Below are 17796 nucleotides of genomic sequence, written 5' to 3'. Positions count from 1 at the left end.
TTGCTGTTCGACATGCCCCTGGAACGGCTGCGCGAGTACCGGCCGGAGCCGGAGGAACCGGCCGACTTCGACGCCTTCTGGGAGAAGACCCTCGCCGAGACGGCCCGGCACGACCTGGACGCCGAGTTCGTCCCGTACGACGCCGGGTTCGCGACCGTCGACGTCTTCGACGTGACGTTCCGCGGCTGGGGCGGCCAGCCGGTGAAGGCGTGGCTGATGCTGCCGCGCGTGCGCACGGGGCCGCTGCCCGCCGTCGTGCAGTACATCGGCTACAACGGTGGCCGTGGGATCCCGTACTCGTGGCTGACCTGGAGCGCACTGGGCTACGCCCACCTGATCATGGACAACCGGGGGCAGGGCGGCGGCGGCAAGAACACCGCCGACACCCCCGACATCCACCCCGAGGGGCACGGTTCGTCCTCCCCCGGCTTCCTCACCCGGGGGATCGAGGACCCGTACCAGCACTACTACCGCCGGCTCATCACCGACGCGGTACGGGCCGTGGACGCGGCGAAGGCCCATGAGGCCGTCGACGCCTCACGGGTGGCGGTCCTGGGCGGCAGCCAGGGCGGCGGGCTGGTGCTCGCCGTCGCCGGGCTGCGGGACGACGTCGCGGCGGCCGTCGCGGACGTACCGTTCCTCTGCCATTTCCGGCGCGGTTCGCAGATCACGGACGCTGGACCGTACTGGGAGGTCGCCCGCTGGCTCTCGGGGCACCGCTTCCGGGTCGAGGAGGCGATGGAGACCCTGTCGTACTTCGACGGCGTCAACTTCGCGGCGCGGGCGACCGCGCCCGCATGGTTCTCCGTCGGGCTGATGGACAAGATCTGCCCGTCCTCGACCGTGTTCGCCGCCTACCACCGCTATGCGGGTCCCGCCGAGATCGAGGTGTTCGCGTACAACGGGCACGAGGGCGGGGCGGAGTACGACCTGCCGCGCAAGATGGCGGCCCTGCGCGGCGTGTTCGGTCAGTAGCGGGTGACGGTCACCGGCCCAGCGCCGCCATCGCGGCGTTGTGGCCGGGGACCCCGCTGACCCCGCCGCCTCGCACCGCGCCCGCCCCGCAGAGCAGCACATTGGCGTGCGCGGTCTCGACTCCCCAGCGGCCGGTGGATTCCGTCGCATGGGGGAAGGCCAGGTCCCGGTGGAAGATGTGGCCGCCGGGCAGCCGCAGGTCCCGTTCGAGGTCGAGCGGGGTCTTCGCCTCGATGCAGGGCGCCCCGTTCCCGTCGAGGGCGAGGCAGTCGGCGATCGGCTCGTCCAGGTGGGCGTCGAGCTCGGCGAGGGTGGCCTTGAGGAGCTCGGCCCGTGCCGCGTCGTTGTCGGCGGCGAAGAGCCGGGCGGGGGTGTGCAGACCGAAGAGCGTGAGCGTCTGGTAGCCGCTCGCCGCAAGGCCGGGGGCGAGGATCGACGGGTCGGTCAGCGAGTGGCAGTAGATCTCGGACGGCGGCGCGGCGGGCAGCCGCCCTTGCGTGGCGTCCCGGTAGGCGTCGGCGAGCTGCCCGTAGCCCTCGGCGATGTGGAACGTTCCGGCGAACGCGCGCCTCGGGTCGACGGTGTGGTCGCGCAGGCGCGGCAGCCGGGTGAGCAGCATGTTGACCTTCAGCTGCGCCCCCTCCGCCGGGGCGGGCGGCTCCTCGCCGAGGAGTGCGGCGAGGGCCTGCGGTGAGGCGTTGACGAGAACCCGCCGGGCGCCGATCACCTGCTGTGCGCCGGACGAGCCGACGGTGACCTCGGCGTGCGTCCCATCGGTCTCGATCCGGGTCACCTCGTGCAGCGGCCGGATCTCGGCGCCCGCTTCCCGGGCGGCGTGGGCGAGCGCGTCGGTCAGCGCGCCCATGCCGCCCACCGGTACGTCCCAGTCCCCGTTGCCGCCGCCGATCACGTGGTAGAGGAAGCACCGGTTCTGGACCAGCGACGGGTCGTGCGCGTCGGCGAAGGTGCCGATCAGGGCGTCCGTGAGCACCACTCCGCGTACGAGGTCATCGGAGAAGTTCTCCTCGACCGCGACACCGATGGGCTCCTCGAACAGCATCCGCCAGGCGTCCGGGTCGTCGATCCGGGCGCGAAGCACGTCCCGGGCGGGAAGCGGTTCGGTGAGCGTCGGGAACACGCGTTCGGCGACCCGGCCCGTCATGGCGTAGAAGCGCTGCCACGCCTCGTACTCCCGGTCTCCGCCGGTGAGCGCGGCGAAGGAGTCCCGGGTGCCGTCACCGCCGACGAGCAGCCCGGTGGCCCTGCCGTCGCGTACGGCCGGGGTGTACGAGGAGACGGTCCGCTTGCGTACGGCGAAGTCGAGGCCCAGGTCCTGGACGATCTTCCGGGGCAGCAGGGAGACGAGGTACGAGTACCGGGACAGGCGGGCGTCGACCCCGGCGAAGGGGCGGGTCGAGACGGCCGCTCCCCCGGTCGTCCCGAGGCGTTCCAGGACGAGGACGGACCGGCCGGCGCGGGCGAGGTAGGCGGCGGCGACCAGACCGTTGTGGCCACCGCCCACGATCACGGCGTCGTAGCGGTGCTGCGCGGGGGCGTCTTGTTCGGGCATGCACCTTCGTAGCACGGGACGATCGGCCCTGACCAGAGGTGGCCGGGCCGTCAGGCTCGCGGCGCCCCACGCTGCCGGCGCAGAGCGGCGACCTGCCGGTACAGCTCGACGGCTTCGGTGCCGCGGCCCAGTTGTTCCAGACAGTGCGCCTCGTCGTTGCGGCTGGCGAGTGCGTCCGGGTGGTCGGCGCCCAGCACCCGCGTCCGGGCCTCGGCGACCTGACGGTAGACGGTGAGCGCCTCGGCCCAGCTGCCGAGCCAGCCGAGGCCGACCGCGATCTCGCGTCGGCTGACGAGTGTGTCGGGATGGTCGGGGCCGAGAGTCCGTTCCCGGATCGCGCACACGTCACGCGCTTCGACGAGGGCCTCCTCCCAGCGGGCCATCCGTCCCAGGTTGACGCCGAGCCCGTGGCGGGCGCGCAGGGTCTCAGCGTCGGCCTGCCCGCTGACGCGGGTGCGGTCGTCGACGAGCGCGCGGTACAGCTCCAGCGCCTCCGCGCTGCGCCCCAGCCGGCCGAGACTGATGCCGACCTCGTAGCGGGCGGATAGGGTCTCCGGATGGTCCGGGCCCAGCGACACCGCGCGGGCCTGCGCGACCTCACGGTACGTGCGCAGGGCCTCCTCCCAGCGCCCCAGCCTGCCCAGGGTGTACGCCACTTCGTACAGGGTGACGAGCGTGTCGGGGTGGGTCGCGCCGAGCAGCCGGGTGCGGGCGTCCGCGACCTCGTGTGCCATCCGGTACGAGTCCTCCAGGCGTCCGAGCCTGCTCAGGTTGAACGCGAGGTTGTGGCGGCAGCGCAGGGTGTCCGGGTGGTCGCGGCCCATGGTGCGTTCGCGGGACGCGAGCACGGCGGCGTACACCTGGTGGGCTTCGAAGTGCCGGCCGAGCCGGCCCAGGACGTACGCCGTCTCCTGCCGGGCGGCGAGGGTCTCCGGATGGTCGGGACCCAGGGTGCGTTCGCGGCCGTCGGCGACTCTGCCGAACTCCCGCAGGGCGTCCGCGGCGCGGCCCGTGCGGCTGAGGGTGAACCCGACCTCGTAGCGGCTGGCGAGCGTGTCGGGGTGGTCGGGGCCAAGTGCGTGTTCGCGTTCGGCGGCGACCGCGCGGTGCACCTCTCCGGCCTCCTCCCAGTGGCCGAGGCGGCCCAGGTTGAGGCCGGCGCTGTGGCGGTTGGCGAGGGTGGAGAGCAGTTCGGGCGAGGGGGTGGGCCGTTCGCCTCGTACGGCGGGGAAGCCGCCGGGCAGGGGGCGCAGGTCGGTGCCTGTCGTCCACTCGCCGGTCAGGCCCGCCGAGTGGTCGGGCAGCGGGAAGCCGGCCCCCACCGTGCCGGTCGCCTTGTGACCCGTCGTCATGTCGCGGGTCCAGGAGGGGAGCCTCGGCGGGCGGGTGGAGGGATGCTCGACGAGGACGGGGGGTGCGAGGCGGACGTGACCGGACGGCAGTGGCTGTTCGCCGGTCCGTCCGTGGAGGATGCGGCGGCGCAGGTCGCCCGCGTCGGTGGGGCGTTCTCCCGGAGTCTTGGCCAGCAGGTCCAGGACGACCCGGTCGAAGAACCCGGGGAGCTCCGCGCGGTGGCTGCGCAGCGGCTCGGGCTGGGTGTCCCGGTGTCCGACGAGGACGGCCCAGGCATCGTCCAGGTCGAACGGGGGTACGCCGGTGGCGATCTCGTACAGCACGCAGCCCAGCGAGTAGAGGTCGCTGCGGTGGTCGATGTCGCCGCCGCTGATCTGCTCGGGCGACATGTAGTGCGGGGTGCCCATGGCGATGCCGGTGCCCGTGAGGCGTGAGGTGAAGCCGATGTCGTGGCCGAGCCGCGCTATGCCGAAGTCGCAGATCTTCACCGTGCCGTCGGCGAGGCGCATGATGTTGGCGGGCTTGAGGTCCCGGTGCACGATGCCCTGCTGATGGGTGTAGCCGAGGGCGTCGGCGACCTGCTCGGCGATGTCGACGACGTCCGGGACGGGCAGTGGGTGCTGTTTGTTGTCCTCAAGGAGCTGGCTGAGGTTGCGCCCGTCAAGGAGTTCCATCACGAGGTAGAGGACGCCTTCGTACTCACCGAAGTCGTGGACGACGGTGACACCGCGGTGCTGGAGCGCGGCGGCGACGCGGGCCTCGCGGCGGAAGCGCTCCCGCAGAATCCTGGTGAAGGACTGGTCGTGCTGGGGGCCCAGGGGTTTGAGGCATTTGACGGCCACCTGGCGGCCGAGCGATTCGTCGCGGGCCCGCCACACCTCGCCCATGCCCCCGCGCCCGATGACATCGAGCAGCCGGTAACGGCTCTGGATCAGCCTGGTCTCCGCCATCGTGTGCTGTCGCCCCCGTCGCTTCGCCTACCCCGCAACCTCCCCGGCCCGTCCAGTATGGCGGCCTGTCTGCGGAGTTTGTACGGGGCGGGGCGGCTGTCCGGACCGAGCCGGGCCATGGCTTTCAGAATGTGCTGCGGCGGCAGCTGCCAGCGCAGACGGGCGGGAACGCGGCGCAGCGCGGTACCGGTCACCCGCAGGCGGCGGTCGACGGTGTGCGGGGAGGGCGCCGGTCTGCCGTACAACTCGTGGGCGTACGGGGGCAGTGACTGGTAGGCGAGTGCCGCGACGCGCCGCCAGAGCAGTGCGCGCGCCGGGACCAGCAGGGCCGGGACCGGCGGGCTGCGCAGGAAGTCGTCCACCTCGGAGGCTTCCGCTCCGGCGGCGAGTTCGGGCCTTACCCGTTCGAAGTAGGCGGCCAGCTGTGCGGTGGTGGCGGGGACGTCGGCGGGGTCGAGTCCGACGAGGCGTGCGCTCGCGCGGTTCTCGGCGACGTAGCGGTCGGCCTGGGCATCGGTGAGCGGGAAGCCCGAGCGGCGCTGGACCTGGAGGTAGGAGTCGACTTCGGCACAGTGCACCCACAGGAGCAGTGCCGGTTCGTCGACGCCGTAGACCTCGCCGGTCGCCGGGTCCTTCGCCTTGAGCATGCGGTGAATTCTGCGGACCCGGGCACCGGCCTTCTCGGCCGCCTCCGTGGTGCCGTAGGTGAGGGTGCCGACGAAGCTCGCGGTCCGCATGAGCCTGCCCCAGGCGTCGTTCCGGAAGTCCGAGTTCTGGATGACACCGCGCACGGCGCGCGGATGCAGGGCCTGGAGGTAGAGGGCGCGCACTCCGGCGACCCACATCATCGGGTCGCCGTGCATCTGCCAGGTGACCGATTCGGGGCCGAAGAGCCCCGGATCCGCGTCCTTCATCGGCTCGCACCTTCCGCTCGGCGGACCGGCCATGGTACGGCGCATCGCGCGTACAGGGGAGGCGGAATCACAGCGTCCGGTTCATTGACACCCATCCGTGGTGACCCGACACCCTTGCCAGCCACCATGTGAATTGATTTTCACCAGACGAACAACGCATGCACCAGGAATCCGGCGCGGTCGTCGGCCCCTGGCTGGTCGGCGCACTGGCCACGAACGGCTCGGAGACGCAAGGCGTCTCGCCGACGCCGCTGGAGCCGAGAAGGGGCCGCCTCCCCGAGAATCCGCCGCCCGGGAGGTGGCCCCTCCTGGTGTGCGGATCGATGAACAGCGACCTTCGGCTCGATTACCTCAGATGAAGTTTGAGCTGATGGTTGCGTTCTGTGTGCTCGACCACGACTCCGGTGACCGGATCACCCACCTCGGGCCAGATCACCGTTGAACCATCGACGCCGCCGTGGTGCATTCCCGCCACATCCGCGAAAGCCTCACTCAGTTGCAAACCCTCCACCGAAATGAAGATCCCGAAGGGCGCGACCTCTTTGACGGTGCCGTCGACAGTGGACCCGTAGGGGAACTCCCGCTTGGTGGCGACCCATTCGTCCTCTGTCATCTATGCCACAATCTCTCGTACGAGTTCAGCTGACCGAACATTGCGGCAGGGATCGGCACTTCTACTTCGTCGCTGTCGGATCGATGACGACCGGGTACTGCCGTGCTGTAGCCGGCGAGGCCCCCCTGCCGGTCGCGCTCAAGTCCGACCTGAGCGGCCCACCTCCAGGCATGTCGACCAGACCACCCCTCACATGGGAAACGTGGCCTCGCCGGAGACCTGTCGATCAAGGTCGAACGCTGTCTAACCGATTCCTCGAACCCTGGTCAAGGGAGTTCATAATTCGGGTATTTGACTCCACGTAAGGAAGATCCCAGGAGAACGCGTGCCCCAATTTGCCCGTTTCTTCCGCACCCTGGCCTGCGTGGATTCTGATGGTGTATAACCCAGGCGAACTCGCTTCGACCGAAAGCGTGGCCATGCCCACACCGCAGGAACCAACCGACCCGGACCACCCGGAAGAGTCGGACCACCCGGAACAGCCCGAAACCCCGGAAACAGCCGAGAAGGCGCCCCGGAGCCCCGACCGCCGCGGCATCGCCGTCGCCGCGGCCCTACTGCTCGCCTGCGGCGCACTCCTCACCTACGGAATCCTCGACACCGGCAGCGAACAGGCCGACAGGCAATCCACGGTGCCCACCGCCGCCGTCACCTACGAAGTACTCGGCGAAGGCACAGCCGACATCTCCTACCGCGGAGACGGCACGGGCGACCGCGCACACGTCGTCAAGAACGCCGAACTGCCCTGGAAGAAGACGGTGGACGTGCCGCTCGGCACCTCGCCCGTCATCAACATCACCCTCGGCGAGCAGGGCGGCGAAGCCAGCTGCACACTCGCCGTCCGCGGCAAGCACGTCCAGCGCGCCACCGCGTCAGGGTCCTTCGGACGCACCACCTGCACCAGCGAACTGCTGCCCGCCGAAGCGGCCTCCGGAGTCTCTGACGCAGCCAGGTGACACGTGCATACCAGGGCATCTCCCGGCCACCGGTGCGGCTGCTCAAGCAGCCCTCCTTCGTGGCTGCCCAGCGCGGTCGGGCGAAACACTTACGGGGCGGAAGCAACAAAGCCGTTCGGCACCATGACCGGTCGCACCGAGCGGCGCATCAGCCTGCCGTGCGCGCCCCGTTCGTTCACCACACTCCCCTGACCTGAGCGGCGCTTGCCGCGCAGTACGGGCACCTACCGCCAAGTCAGCCGCTGCGGACGGCATTTCAAGAGCCGCGACGGCTTCCCTTGAGCGGAATGAAAGATCCCGGTCCACTCATGACCAAAGATGGAGGAAGGGTATGCGCAGCATGAAGAACACGTCGGTGCGCTCCAGGATCAGCGCGGCCGCCACCGCGATCGCCGCCTGTGTGGGGCTGCTGGTCAGCGCCACACCGGCTCACGCGGCCACCTACACGACCACGAGCAACTGCAACGTCCCGTGGATCACCTGCTCCGAGGGTGACCTGTGGCTGCTGTACAACTCCAAGGAGTACGCCCTCAGCAACGGCTACTACGTGACCAGTTGGGCCATGTTCTACGGGAACGTCTCCGACTACTACGGGACCAGCCAGTACCAGGGCTCCACCCTGACGACGTACCGCTATGTCTTCAACGGTAACGGCAACGGCGCCTGGGAGTACATGAAGAACAACGCCGCCTCCGTACAGAACTGCGGCGACGACAACTACCGCGTGTACTACAACTCCGGCTACGGCGGCACCTCGCAGTACTTCGCCCACCGGCAGCCCTACAGCGACTGCGTCCTGACCAACCTCATCTCGGCGCTCAAGAACAACAACGCCTCCCAGCACTTCGCCTGACCGAATCCCAAGGAGCCACCCATGAACATGACCAAGCGATCCGCCGCCGCCGCTGTCACGGCCGCTGCCATCGGCCTGCTCACGGCCTGCGGTGCGAGCACGGGCGACGGCCAGGACACGGCGACCGCGCCGGTCGCGGAGAACAGACCGATCGTGGACAAGGCCAACTGGCCCAAGGCCACCCCGGAGCGCGGCCTCGCCAAGGGACTCTCGCTCCCCCTGGAGGACTACATGCAGTCCTACGAGGACACCGTCACCCTCGACAAGGCCACCCGTAAGCTCCAGGAAAAGTGCATGGCCGACTACGGCATTGCCCTACAGCTCCCCGTGGCCGGATCCACACCTCCGCCGAACGACAACGACGCCAACATGGAGCGCCGCTACGGCCTCACCGACCGGGTCGCCGCCGCCCAGTACGGTTACGGGCTGCCCGACGCCCTCACCCATCAGGTCCGCCAGAAGATGCCCGACCTGACCGAGGAGCAGGTCGAGGTGCTGACCGGCCACGGCAAGCCCACCAGAACCAGCCCCGCCGCCGCGCCGGTCGCGAAGCCCGCCCCCGCCACCTACAAGGGCAAGGCCATCCACAAGGGCGGCTGTGTGGGCTGGAGCGACGACCGGGTCGGTCAGTCCACCATCGACTTCCAGCTCGTCTCCGAGCTCAATGGGCAGAGCCTCACGCAGTCGATGGAAACCCCGGCGGTCAAGCAGGCGGCCGCGGCCTGGTCGCAGTGTATGAAGGGCAAGGGCTACGACGTCGCCACCCCGTACGAGGCCGCCGACATCGTGCCGCACGCCGAGAGCGGGGCGTCGAAGGAGGAGATCGCCGTCGCCCTGGCGGAGATCGACTGCAAGGAGGAGACCGGCCTCGTGGCGATCTGGTTCAAGGAGGACTCCGCCATCCAGACCAAGCAGCTCGCCGCGCACAGGAGCGAGCTCGCCGGCGCGCGGGACCGGCACGGCAAGGCCCTGGCTGCGGCGAACAAGTCCCTGGCGGGCTGACGCCGTGCACGGGCCGCACCTCGGCCCGTGCCCGCTGCGGCTGACGTGCTGCCCGGGACGGCGGTCCACGGCGGTACGTCGTCCGCCACCGCGGAGTCAGTCGAGCGGGAGGCCGGTGTAGTTCTCGGCCAGCTCGGCTGCCGCGTGCGGTGACGCGGCGATCCTGTCGAGCTGGGAGAACTGCAACCTGGTGTCGAAGCCGGACTGCGCGGGGTCTGTGTGGAGGGTCGTGGTCATGAAGTACGAGAAGTGCTCGGCCCTCCATACGCGGCGCAGGCAGGTGTCGGAGTACGCGTCGAGAAGCTCCACCGAGCCACTGCTCCGCCACTGGCCGAAGGCACGCGCCAGGACGATGACGTCCGCTGCTGCGAGGTTGAGCCCCTTGGCGCCGGTGGGCGGCACGATGTGGGCGGCGTCCCCGGCCAGGAACACCCGGCCGTACCGCATCGGCTCGGTCACCGAACTACGCATGGGGAGCACCGACTTGGCGGTGACGGGCCCCCGCTTCAGCCGCCACTCGGGGTCAGCGTCGAGGGCGAAGCGGGCGTCCAGTTCGTCCCAGATCCGTTCGTCGGACCAGTCGGCGGGATCGGTGCCGTTCGGCACCTGGAGGTAGAGGCGGCTGACCTGCGGGGAGCGCATGCTGGCCAGGGCGAAGCCGCGGTCCGAGTGGGCGTAGATCAACTCGTCGTGGACGGGCGGGGCTTCGGCCAGGATGCCCAGCCAGGAGTACGGGTAGGTCCGCTCGTACGTCGCGCGGACCTGCTCCGGCACCGCGTTGCGCGCCACCCCGTGGAAGCCGTCGCAGCCGACGACGTAGTCGCAGGTCAGCGTCTGCTCCCGTCCTTCATGGGTGTACCGGATCACCGGCTGGCCGGCGTCGGCGCCCTCCACCGCGTGAACCTCCGCTCCGAAGAACAGCGGTCCCCCCTCGGCCAGTTGCAGGGCGATGAGGTCCTTGACGACCTCGGTCTGGGCGTACACCCACACCCGGCGCCCCCCGGCCAGGGAGGGGAAGTCCACGCGGTGGGCCCGTCGGCCGTAGCGCAGCTCGATGCCGTCGTGGACGATCCCCTCGCGGTCCAGTCGCTCCCCCGCACCGGCCGCGCGCAGGGCGTCCACGGTGGCCTGCTCCAGGATTCCGGCGCGCTGGCGCTGCTCGACGTAGGAGCGGTCGCGGGACTCCAGGACCACACTGTCGATGCCCGCGCGGTGCAGCAGACGGGCGAGCAGCAGGCCCGAAGGGCCGCCGCCGATGATTCCGACGGTGGTGCGCATGAGTTCTCCTCGTCGCGGACTTCTGGTGGTTCGCGGAAGTGATGCAAGGCGATGTTCGCAGGGTGAAATTTCTTTCACGAAAGCGTAGGCTGAGTCTGCTCGCAGCCGGTTTACGTGTCAACGGTTCCGCCCTCCCCGCTTCGGGGGACTGCGGCCACGAGGGCAGCGGTACGCCTCACCTGTGGCTGTTCATTACGGTGGCCCCCAACGCCCGCGACGGAGAGACCATGCCCCCGACACACACCACGCCGCCCACCGAAGCCGTCACGCCCCTGGTCCGGGGGGTGACGGTCCTGCGCCGGCTGACCGAGGCGGACGGCTCGCTGAGCCTCAGCGAGCTTGAGCGCGCGACCGGTCTGGCGCGCTCCACGGTCGACAGGGTCACCGCGACCCTCGCCCGGATGGGGTACGTACGCCTCGACGGCCGCGACGCCTTCCTCGCGCCCCGGCTCATGGAGCTCGGCAACGCGTATCTGTCGGCGCTGCGCCTGCCGGCCCTGCTCGGCACGCATGCGGACGCCCTCGCGGACACGCTCGACGAGTCGGTGTCCCTCGCGGTCGCCGACGGGGACGGCATCCGCTTCATCCACCAGGCGACCCGCCGCCGCGCCATGTCCCTGAGCTTCCGCATCGGCGACCTGCTGCCCGCCGAACGCACCGCGCCCGGACCGCTGTTCGCCACCGCGTGGGACGAGCAGGACTGGGCCCGCTGGCAGGTGCGGCGGGACGCCGATCCCATGGACCGGTGCTTCCTCGCGGTGCCGCCCCGCGAGGACCCGGCGGCCGGTCAGGATCTCGCACTCCGCGCCGGACTCGCCCGTGAGCAGGGCTGGTTCCTCGACGACCAGCTGATCGAACCGGGCCTGGTCGCTCTCGCCGTCCCGGTACGCGGCACGGACGGCCGGATCGCCTGCGTGGCCAGCGTGGTGAGCCACACCAGCCGGCACAGCGCCGAGTCGCTGCGCGAGACCGTCCTGCCCCGGCTGCGTGCGACCACCGGCGCGATGGAACGCGAGCTGGCCTCCGCGCCCCGCCCGACGGACGAAGCCCCCGCGGCCTCCTCCACCCCGCCGGCACCCTCCGGACTCGCCTCCTGGACAGGCGAGTCCAAGCGCCAGATCGGCCGGGAGTTCATCGAATCCCTGGCCCGCGGGCTGACCGTCCTGACCGCCTTCGGCGAGGACCGGGACGAGCTGACCCTTTCCGCGGTCGCCGAGGCCACCGGCCTCGCCAGGGCCACGGCCCGCCGCGCCCTCATCACCCTGGAGCACCTGGGCTGTGTGACCGCGCGGGACCGGTCCTTCCGCCTCACACCTCAGGTCCTGGCCCTCGGATTCCCGCCGCTCTCGCGCACGACACTGTCCTCCATCGCCCTGCCGCACCTCGCCGCGCTCACCCGCCGGGTCCACGACTCGGCGTCGCTGGCCGTGCTCGCCGGGGACGAGGTCCAGTACACGGCACGCGTCGCCACCAGCCGCATCATGAACGTCAACATCACCGTCGGCACCCGCCTGCCCGCCTACCCCGCCTCCCTGGGCCGCGTCCTGCTGGCCGGTCTTCCCGCGCCGGCACGTACGGCATGGCTGGCCCAGGCCGAACCGGAGGCGCTCACCGCGCACACCGTGACCGGGCGCACGGAACTCGCGGCCGTCCTGGAGCGAGCGGAGCACGACGGATACTCCCTGGTCGACGAGGAGCTGGAGGAGGGCCTGCGCGCCATCGCCGTTCCCGTCCGCGACGGAGCGGGCCAGGTGGTGGCGGCCGTCAACGTCGCCATGCACAGCAGTCGGCGTACGCCCCAGGAATGCCTCACCGACGTCCTCCCGGAACTCCGCTCCACGGTGGCCGCCATCGAGGCCGAGCTGCACGTCACGGGCCGCTTCACCCGGGTCCCGGTCGCCTGAGCCGATGCCGGCTCGCACGGCTGGACCCTCCCGTAAGGAGGCTCGATGCCCTACGGGAAAGGCTCGGGCCCCTCTGCAGAGCGTGCTGCCCGCCGGAGGCATTCACCACCGCGGCCACCCGCGTGGGTTCAGGCCCCGGTCACCGCCTGACCCGTGGCATCCCCAGGCCGAGCCAGGAGATGATCTCCCGCTGGATCTCGTTGTTGCCGCCGCCGAAGGTGAAGATGACGGCCGACCGGTAGCCGCGTTCGAGTTCCCCGTGCAGGACCGCGCCCGCCGAGCCTTCCTTGAGCGGGCCCGCCGAGCCGACGATCTCCATGAGCCAGGCGTAGGCGTCCCGGCGCGCCTCGGAGCCGTAGACCTTGACGGCCGATGCGTCGTGCGGGGTGAGGGTGGAGTGCTGGAGCGCCGACACCATCTGCCAGTTGAGGAGCTTCATGGCGTCGAGGCGGGTGTGCGTGCGGGCCAGCCGGGAGCGGACCCAGCCGAGGTCGATGACGCGGCGGCCGTCCGTCAGCTTCGTCTCCGCGGCCCAGCGCTGGACGTTGTGGAGCGCGCGTACCGCCATGGTGCCGTGCGCTGCGAGCGTCACGCGTTCGTGGTTGAGCTGGTTGGTGATGAGCCGCCAGCCGTTGTTCTCCTCGCCGACGCGGTGGGAGACGGGGACTCGGATGTTCTCGTAGTAGCTGGCGGTGGTGTCGTGCGAGGCGAGGGTGTTGATGATCGTGCAGGAGTAGCCGGGGGCGCTCGTCGGCACGAGCAGCATGGTGATGCCCTTGTGGGGCGGGGCGTCCGGATCGGTGCGCGCGGCGAGCCACACCCAGTCGGCGGTGTCGCCGTTGGTGGTCCAGATCTTCTGTCCGTCGACGACGTACTCGTCGCCGTCGCGCACGGCGCGTGTGCTGAGGGCCGCGAGGTCGGTGCCCGCCTCGGGTTCGCTGTAGCCGATCGCGAAGTCGATCTCACCCGCGAGGATCTTCGGCAGGAAGTCCGCCTTCTGTTCCTCGGTGCCGAACTGCATGATCGTGGGCCCGACGGTGTTGAGGGCCATCAGCGGCAGGGGTACGCCGGCCTGGGCGGCCTCGTCGAAGAAGATGAACTGTTCCATCGGGGAGAGCCCGCGCCCGCCGTACTCCTGCGGCCAGCCCACGCCGAGCCAGCCGTCGGTGCCCAGGCGGCGGACCGTCTCCCGGTAGAAGCGCTTCTGGGCGGCGGGCTCGGCGTACCGCGCGTACGCGTCGTCGGGCACGAGCGCGGCGAAGTAGGTGCGCAGCTCCGCGCGCAACCGCTGCTGCTCAGGCGTGTATTCGAGGTGCACGGCCCCTCCAGGTGTCTCGCGGTCGCGTCGCCCGTGTGCGGCGGCGCACACAGTAGAACGTGTTGCAAGAATCCGGAAGGGCCGTGGAGCCCGACGGCTGTCAGCGCTTGACGGCGCGCAGGACCACGAACTTCGGGTCCCCCGCGATGGTGGTGCAGTTGCCGAAGATCCGGCGCAGCAGGACGTGGTAGCTGAGGTGCCGGTTGCCGACGACCCACAGCTCGCCGCCCTGCCGCAGCGCGGTTCGGGCCCCGACGAACATGTTCCGCGCCGTGGCGTCGGTGGTCGCCTGGTGGGAGTGGAACGGCGGATTGTTGAGGACGAGGTCCGCACTCCCCCGCTCCACGCCGGTCAGCCCGTCGCCGACGAGGAACTCGGCCTCGGCGTCCGGACCGGCGTTGTCCCGGAAGGTCGCTTCGGCGGAGGCGACCGCCAGGTACGACTCGTCGACGAAGGTGACCGTGGCCTCGGGGTTGGCCAGGGCGGCCGCTGTTCCGAGGACACCGTTTCCGCAGCCCAGGTCGACGACCCGGTCCGGGCCGGTCCGCTTCGGCAGGTGGTTCAGCAGGAAACGGGTGCCGACGTCGAGCCGCTCGGCGCAGAAGATGCCGGCGTGGTTGGTGACCGTCCGGCCGGAGGCGATTCCGACGTCGCCGGGCAGGTCGTAGCGGTACGGCCAGGGGCTGGGGGTACGGATGAGCTCCGGGTCCGGGGTGCAGAAGATCAGCCGGGCCTTCTTCACCGCGAGGGACGTGCGGGTCGGCCCGATGATCCGCTCGAAGAGCTTGAGCGTGGAGGTGTGGATCTCCTTGACCATGCCGGTCGCCAATACGACGGTGCCGGCATGGACGGCGGGCGCCAGGCGGTGCAGTTGGTCCTCCAGGAGCGCGAGGCTCTTGGGCACCCGCACCAGCAGGACGTCGATGCGCTCCGGTGGCGCGTCGAGGGCCGACAGGAGCCGCACGGAGTCCACGTCGGCGCCGCTCCGGGCGAGGTTCGCCAGAGTGGCCTGCTGCGCGAGGTAGGAGTCGGTGATCTGTACGGGGGCGTGGTCCGCGAGCACGGTGGTCAGGGCGCCCCAGCGGTCACCCACCACCACAACGGTGCCGGACAGGTCGACCGGCGCGGCGTCATCGATCCCCTCCAGCTGCCGCAGCAGGTACTCATCGGCGGCGTCCCACGCACGGAACGGGTCGCGGGGGTTCTCGGGGAAACGGGCGAGATCGAATCCGCCCTGTGACGTCGTCAAACGATTCATTGTGCACTCAGGCTAACCGAGTGACCGGGGAGCGCCCCACACGCTCCCCGCCCACGACGGTGACTCCGCCCTCCGGAACCCGGCACGCGTACGCCTGCCAGGCCCTGGGACGCCGTCTACGGAAGCCGCTTGTCGATGGCCGACCGGCCTTCCTCGGCGATCCTGCCGCGCGCCCACTTCAGATTCTCGGGAGTCAGGTCCCGCCCGGAGGCGAGGACCAGATCCTCGGCGCTCGGATGGTCGCTCCCGCCGGTGTGCAGCAGGCGGTCGGGGGTCACCCCTCGGACCTCCGGCACGGTCACAGATACGGATTCGGACTCTTCGCTCATGCCGCCTCCTCGTCCTTTTGCGGCAATTCTCGCGCCGCGCGGGCGTCACCGCATTCCGGTGTCCCGGAGGCCGTCCACAGCGGGCGCCCGGGGCCTGGGAAGAGGGGTTCGGACCATTTACCTGACCGCGTCCCGGATCGCCACTTGACCTGCACATGATAGGTACGCAGCGTTCACACCTGCGCCACGGTGCGTGTGGAAGGCTCCCGCCTGAACAGCCTTCGCACGACCACCGCGAGCGCGCCCCACAGAAGCGGATTCGCGGTGCCCCCGTTTCCGGAGAGGACACCCCACATGTCCGTTCGTCCCCGTGTCTACGCGCGTCCACTGTTGGCCGCCCTGGCATCGGTCGCGGTGCTCGTCGGCACCGCGGCCGCCGCACCGGCCGGCCCGGCGCCGGCCCCCACGGCCGCCGACGCCCTCGACGACACGTATTACCAGGCCGCCCTCGGCAAGAGCGGCGCCGCACTGGAAGCCGCCCTGCACGACATCATCAGCAGCCAGACCGAGCTCAGCTACAGCCAGGTCTGGGACGCGCTCAAGAACACCGACCAGGACCCCGCCAACTCCTCGAACGTGATCCTCCTCTACACCGGCCGCTCACAGTCGAAGAACGACAACGGCGGTGAGGCGGACCAGTGGAACCGCGAGCACGTCTGGGCCAAGTCGCACGGTGACTTCGGCACCGCGACCGGCCCCGGCACCGACATCCACCATCTGCGCCCCGAGGACGTCTCGGTCAACTCCACCCGGGGCAACAAGGACTTCGACAACGGCGGCAGCCAACTGGGCGAGGCGCCGGGCAACTACACCGACAGCGACTCCTTCGAGCCCCGTGACGCCGTCAAGGGCGATGTCGCCCGCATGATCCTCTACATGGCGGTGCGCTACGAGGGCGACGGCTCCTTCGCGGACCTCGAACCGAACGAGAACGTGAACAACGGCTCGTCCCCGTACATCGGCAGGCTCTCCGTGCTGAAGCAGTGGAGCCAGGAGGACCCGCCGGACAGTTTCGAGCAGCGCCGCAACGACGTCATCTTCGACGAGTACCAGCACAACAGGAACCCGTTCATAGACCACCCCGAGTGGGTCGAGGCCATCTGGTAACCGGATCGCGGCCGCCGGTCCCGGAACGGGCCGGCGGCCCGCCGCGGCTGGTCAGTCGTGCTCCGCGAGCACCCGTGCGCACCGTTCGACGGCCTCCTCGCGGGAGGCGAAGCGCGGCAGGTCCTGGCCGGTCCGCTCCCGGGTGAGACCGGGCGGTCCGAGGCGGCCCGCGGGGTCGACCACGGCCGCGCTGCGGCCGTCGCGGGCCAGCCGGGCCAGGCCCGCGTGCAGCATGGCGAGGGCCACGCTGTCGATATTGGTCACCTCGCGCAGATCGAGCACGACCGATCCGGTCCGCTCCGGGCCCGACTCGTCGAGCGCGAACAGCACCCGCTCCGCGGCGGTGAAGTCGAGCGCGCCCTGCGCGGCGACGACGCCGACCCGTTCACGCAGGGCCCGTTCACGCCCTCCGGCCGGGGCGGTGGGCAGGTCGTCGGCGGTGGTGGCGAGCGTGACGGTCGATCCGGGGAGCGCCGGATTGTTCATGAGGTGGAGCCCGAACCGCCGCGAGAGCGCGACGAGCGCCGCGTGTCCGCGGACCGAGGTGCCGGTCGCGTCCAGCGGCGGGCTGTAGGCGGCGAGTCCGAAGCGCGCCGGTCCGGCGGCGATCAGACCACCCGAGACCCCGCTCTTGGCCGGCAGGCCGACCCGGAGCAGCCAGTCGCCCGACGCGTTGTACATCCCGCAGGTGGCCATCACCGCGAGGACCTGGGCCGCGACGGCCGCCGTGACGACGGTCTCGCCGGTGACCGGGTTGACGCCGCCGTGCGCGAGGGTCGCCGCCATCGTGGCGAGGTCGACGGCGGTGACCCGTACCGCGCACTGCCTGAAGTACGTCTCCACCGCCGTCACCGGGTCGTAGGGAAGCGTGCCCGCGCTGCGGATCAGATAGGCGAGGGCCCGGTTCCGGTCCCCGGTCGCGGCCTCGGATGCGTACACCTCCTCGTCCACGTCCAGTTCCCGCCCGGCGAACCGGCCGAGGAAACCCAGGATCCGGTCGAACGCCGCCTCGTCCGGGGTGCAGGGGATCAGCGCGGTGGTGACGATGGCACCGGCGTTGACCATGGCGTTGGCGGGCCGGCCGGTGCCCGGCTCCAGGCTGATCGCGTTGAACGCCTCACCACTGGGTTCGGCGTTCACCCAGCGGCCCACCTCGTCCAGACCGAGTACGGAGAGGGCGAGGGCGTAGACGAAGGGTTTGGAGACGGACTGCAGGCTGAAGGGGACGTCCGCCTCACCGGTGCTGTAGCGGTGACCGTCCATGCTGACGAGGGCGAGCCCGAAGGCGTCCGGATCGGCCCGGGCCAGTTGGGGGATGTAGTCGGCTGGACGGCCCTCCCGGACCCCGGCGAACCGGTCGTGCAGTTCTCCCAGTGCGTCGGTCACCGCGTCGGCGGCGCTCACCCGGACCGGACC

The 17796-nt window shown here is 70.7% G+C and carries 16 protein-coding genes; 7 read left to right on the top strand and 9 right to left on the bottom strand.

What is annotated here, in order from left to right:
- Nucleotides 1–975 (top strand): acetylxylan esterase, encoded by a 975-nt coding sequence (locus tag ACFWSK_RS01385; RefSeq protein WP_383780341.1) that lies wholly within the window; start codon nt 1–3, stop codon nt 973–975.
- A gap of 10 nt (nt 976–985) precedes the next feature.
- On the opposite strand, the gene ACFWSK_RS01380 is transcribed toward ACFWSK_RS01385, so the two are convergent.
- The 3 genes from ACFWSK_RS01380 to ACFWSK_RS01370 are packed head-to-tail and all read right to left on the bottom strand — an operon-like array spanning nt 986 to nt 5762.
- The gene (locus ACFWSK_RS01380; protein ID WP_383780338.1) at nt 986–2545 is read right to left on the bottom strand and encodes a phytoene desaturase family protein; all 1560 of its coding nucleotides are present in this window, start codon (nt 2543–2545) and stop codon (nt 986–988) included.
- Between the two features lie 50 nt (nt 2546–2595).
- A complete protein-coding gene (locus ACFWSK_RS01375; RefSeq protein ID WP_383780335.1) occupies nt 2596–4848 on the bottom strand; it encodes a tetratricopeptide repeat protein in 2253 nt (750 codons plus the stop codon).
- Entirely contained in the window at nt 4830–5762 is a 933-nt protein-coding gene (locus tag ACFWSK_RS01370) for an oxygenase MpaB family protein (RefSeq protein WP_383780332.1), read from the bottom strand. Before ACFWSK_RS01370 ends, ACFWSK_RS01375 begins: the two co-directional genes overlap by 19 nt.
- A gap of 158 nt (nt 5763–5920) precedes the next feature.
- Here ACFWSK_RS01370 and ACFWSK_RS01365 point away from each other — a divergent pair, with 158 nt between their 5' ends.
- A complete protein-coding gene (locus ACFWSK_RS01365) occupies nt 5921–6121 on the top strand; it encodes a hypothetical protein (RefSeq protein WP_383780329.1) in 201 nt (66 codons plus the stop codon).
- Here ACFWSK_RS01365 and ACFWSK_RS01360 read toward each other — a convergent pair.
- The gene (locus ACFWSK_RS01360; RefSeq protein WP_383780326.1) at nt 6109–6375 is read right to left on the bottom strand and encodes a hypothetical protein; all 267 of its coding nucleotides are present in this window, start codon (nt 6373–6375) and stop codon (nt 6109–6111) included. The genes ACFWSK_RS01365 and ACFWSK_RS01360 overlap by 13 nt on opposite strands.
- 419 nt (nt 6376–6794) lie before the next feature.
- Between ACFWSK_RS01360 and ACFWSK_RS01355 the strand changes: the two genes are divergently transcribed.
- From ACFWSK_RS01355 to ACFWSK_RS01345, 3 genes are all read left to right on the top strand, one after another.
- Nucleotides 6795–7331, top strand: a complete 537-nt coding sequence (locus tag ACFWSK_RS01355; protein WP_383780323.1) for an MmpS family transport accessory protein — start codon at nt 6795–6797, stop codon at nt 7329–7331.
- Nucleotides 7332–7662: 331 nt separating this feature from the next.
- On the top strand, nt 7663–8184 hold the full coding sequence (locus ACFWSK_RS01350) for a hypothetical protein (protein WP_383780319.1): 522 nt from the start codon (nt 7663–7665) through the stop codon (nt 8182–8184).
- Nucleotides 8185–8211: 27 nt separating this feature from the next.
- The gene (locus tag ACFWSK_RS01345; RefSeq protein WP_383780317.1) at nt 8212–9186 is read left to right on the top strand and encodes a hypothetical protein; all 975 of its coding nucleotides are present in this window, start codon (nt 8212–8214) and stop codon (nt 9184–9186) included.
- A 96-nt stretch (nt 9187–9282) separates the two neighbouring features.
- Here the strand turns inward: ACFWSK_RS01345 and ACFWSK_RS01340 are convergent, their stop codons facing one another.
- A complete protein-coding gene (locus ACFWSK_RS01340) occupies nt 9283–10464 on the bottom strand; it encodes a 4-hydroxybenzoate 3-monooxygenase (protein ID WP_383780314.1) in 1182 nt (393 codons plus the stop codon).
- Between the two features lie 227 nt (nt 10465–10691).
- On the opposite strand from ACFWSK_RS01340, the gene ACFWSK_RS01335 reads away from it, so the two are divergent.
- Entirely contained in the window at nt 10692–12368 is a 1677-nt protein-coding gene (locus ACFWSK_RS01335; protein ID WP_383780311.1) for an IclR family transcriptional regulator C-terminal domain-containing protein, read from the top strand.
- A gap of 139 nt (nt 12369–12507) precedes the next feature.
- On the opposite strand, the gene ACFWSK_RS01330 is transcribed toward ACFWSK_RS01335, so the two are convergent.
- The 3 genes from ACFWSK_RS01330 to ACFWSK_RS01320 form a co-directional block, all read right to left on the bottom strand.
- The gene (locus ACFWSK_RS01330) at nt 12508–13686 is read right to left on the bottom strand and encodes an acyl-CoA dehydrogenase family protein (RefSeq protein WP_383780308.1); all 1179 of its coding nucleotides are present in this window, start codon (nt 13684–13686) and stop codon (nt 12508–12510) included.
- 100 nt (nt 13687–13786) lie between these two features.
- Nucleotides 13787–14944, bottom strand: a complete 1158-nt coding sequence (locus tag ACFWSK_RS01325; protein ID WP_383780306.1) for a methyltransferase — start codon at nt 14942–14944, stop codon at nt 13787–13789.
- 116 nt (nt 14945–15060) lie between these two features.
- On the bottom strand, nt 15061–15273 hold the full coding sequence (locus ACFWSK_RS01320) for a hypothetical protein (RefSeq protein ID WP_383780304.1): 213 nt from the start codon (nt 15271–15273) through the stop codon (nt 15061–15063).
- A 294-nt stretch (nt 15274–15567) separates the two neighbouring features.
- Between ACFWSK_RS01320 and ACFWSK_RS01315 the strand changes: the two genes are divergently transcribed.
- A complete protein-coding gene (locus ACFWSK_RS01315) occupies nt 15568–16380 on the top strand; it encodes an endonuclease I family protein (protein ID WP_383780301.1) in 813 nt (270 codons plus the stop codon).
- A 51-nt stretch (nt 16381–16431) separates the two neighbouring features.
- Here ACFWSK_RS01315 and glsA read toward each other — a convergent pair whose 3' ends face one another.
- Entirely contained in the window at nt 16432–17784 is a 1353-nt protein-coding gene (gene glsA / locus ACFWSK_RS01310; protein WP_383780298.1) for a glutaminase A, read from the bottom strand.
- Nucleotides 17785–17796 lie beyond the last annotated feature (12 nt).

Source organism: Streptomyces sp. NPDC058620 (assembly GCF_042717135.1).
In the GTDB taxonomy this organism is placed as follows: Bacteria; Actinomycetota; Actinomycetes; order Streptomycetales; family Streptomycetaceae; genus Streptomyces.
This window is presented reverse-complemented; position numbering and strand designations above follow the sequence as displayed.

Excerpts from the sequence above, each read along its gene's own strand:
- ACFWSK_RS01380 (WP_383780338.1), bottom strand. The coding sequence starts at position 2,545 with ATGCCCGAACAAGACGCCCCCGCGCAGCACCGCTACGACGCCGTGATC.
- ACFWSK_RS01375 (WP_383780335.1), bottom strand. The coding sequence starts at position 4,848 with ATGGCGGAGACCAGGCTGATCCAGAGCCGTTACCGGCTGCTCGATGTC.
- ACFWSK_RS01370 (WP_383780332.1), bottom strand. The coding sequence starts at position 5,762 with ATGAAGGACGCGGATCCGGGGCTCTTCGGCCCCGAATCGGTCACCTGG.
- ACFWSK_RS01365 (WP_383780329.1), top strand. The coding sequence starts at position 5,921 with ATGCACCAGGAATCCGGCGCGGTCGTCGGCCCCTGGCTGGTCGGCGCA.
- ACFWSK_RS01360 (WP_383780326.1), bottom strand. The coding sequence starts at position 6,375 with ATGACAGAGGACGAATGGGTCGCCACCAAGCGGGAGTTCCCCTACGGG.
- ACFWSK_RS01355 (WP_383780323.1), top strand. The coding sequence starts at position 6,795 with ATGCCCACACCGCAGGAACCAACCGACCCGGACCACCCGGAAGAGTCG.
- ACFWSK_RS01350 (WP_383780319.1), top strand. The coding sequence starts at position 7,663 with ATGCGCAGCATGAAGAACACGTCGGTGCGCTCCAGGATCAGCGCGGCC.
- ACFWSK_RS01345 (WP_383780317.1), top strand. The coding sequence starts at position 8,212 with ATGACCAAGCGATCCGCCGCCGCCGCTGTCACGGCCGCTGCCATCGGC.
- ACFWSK_RS01340 (WP_383780314.1), bottom strand. The coding sequence starts at position 10,464 with ATGCGCACCACCGTCGGAATCATCGGCGGCGGCCCTTCGGGCCTGCTG.
- ACFWSK_RS01335 (WP_383780311.1), top strand. The coding sequence starts at position 10,692 with ATGCCCCCGACACACACCACGCCGCCCACCGAAGCCGTCACGCCCCTG.
- ACFWSK_RS01325 (WP_383780306.1), bottom strand. The coding sequence starts at position 14,944 with ATGAATCGTTTGACGACGTCACAGGGCGGATTCGATCTCGCCCGTTTC.
- ACFWSK_RS01320 (WP_383780304.1), bottom strand. The coding sequence starts at position 15,273 with ATGAGCGAAGAGTCCGAATCCGTATCTGTGACCGTGCCGGAGGTCCGA.
- ACFWSK_RS01315 (WP_383780301.1), top strand. The coding sequence starts at position 15,568 with ATGTCCGTTCGTCCCCGTGTCTACGCGCGTCCACTGTTGGCCGCCCTG.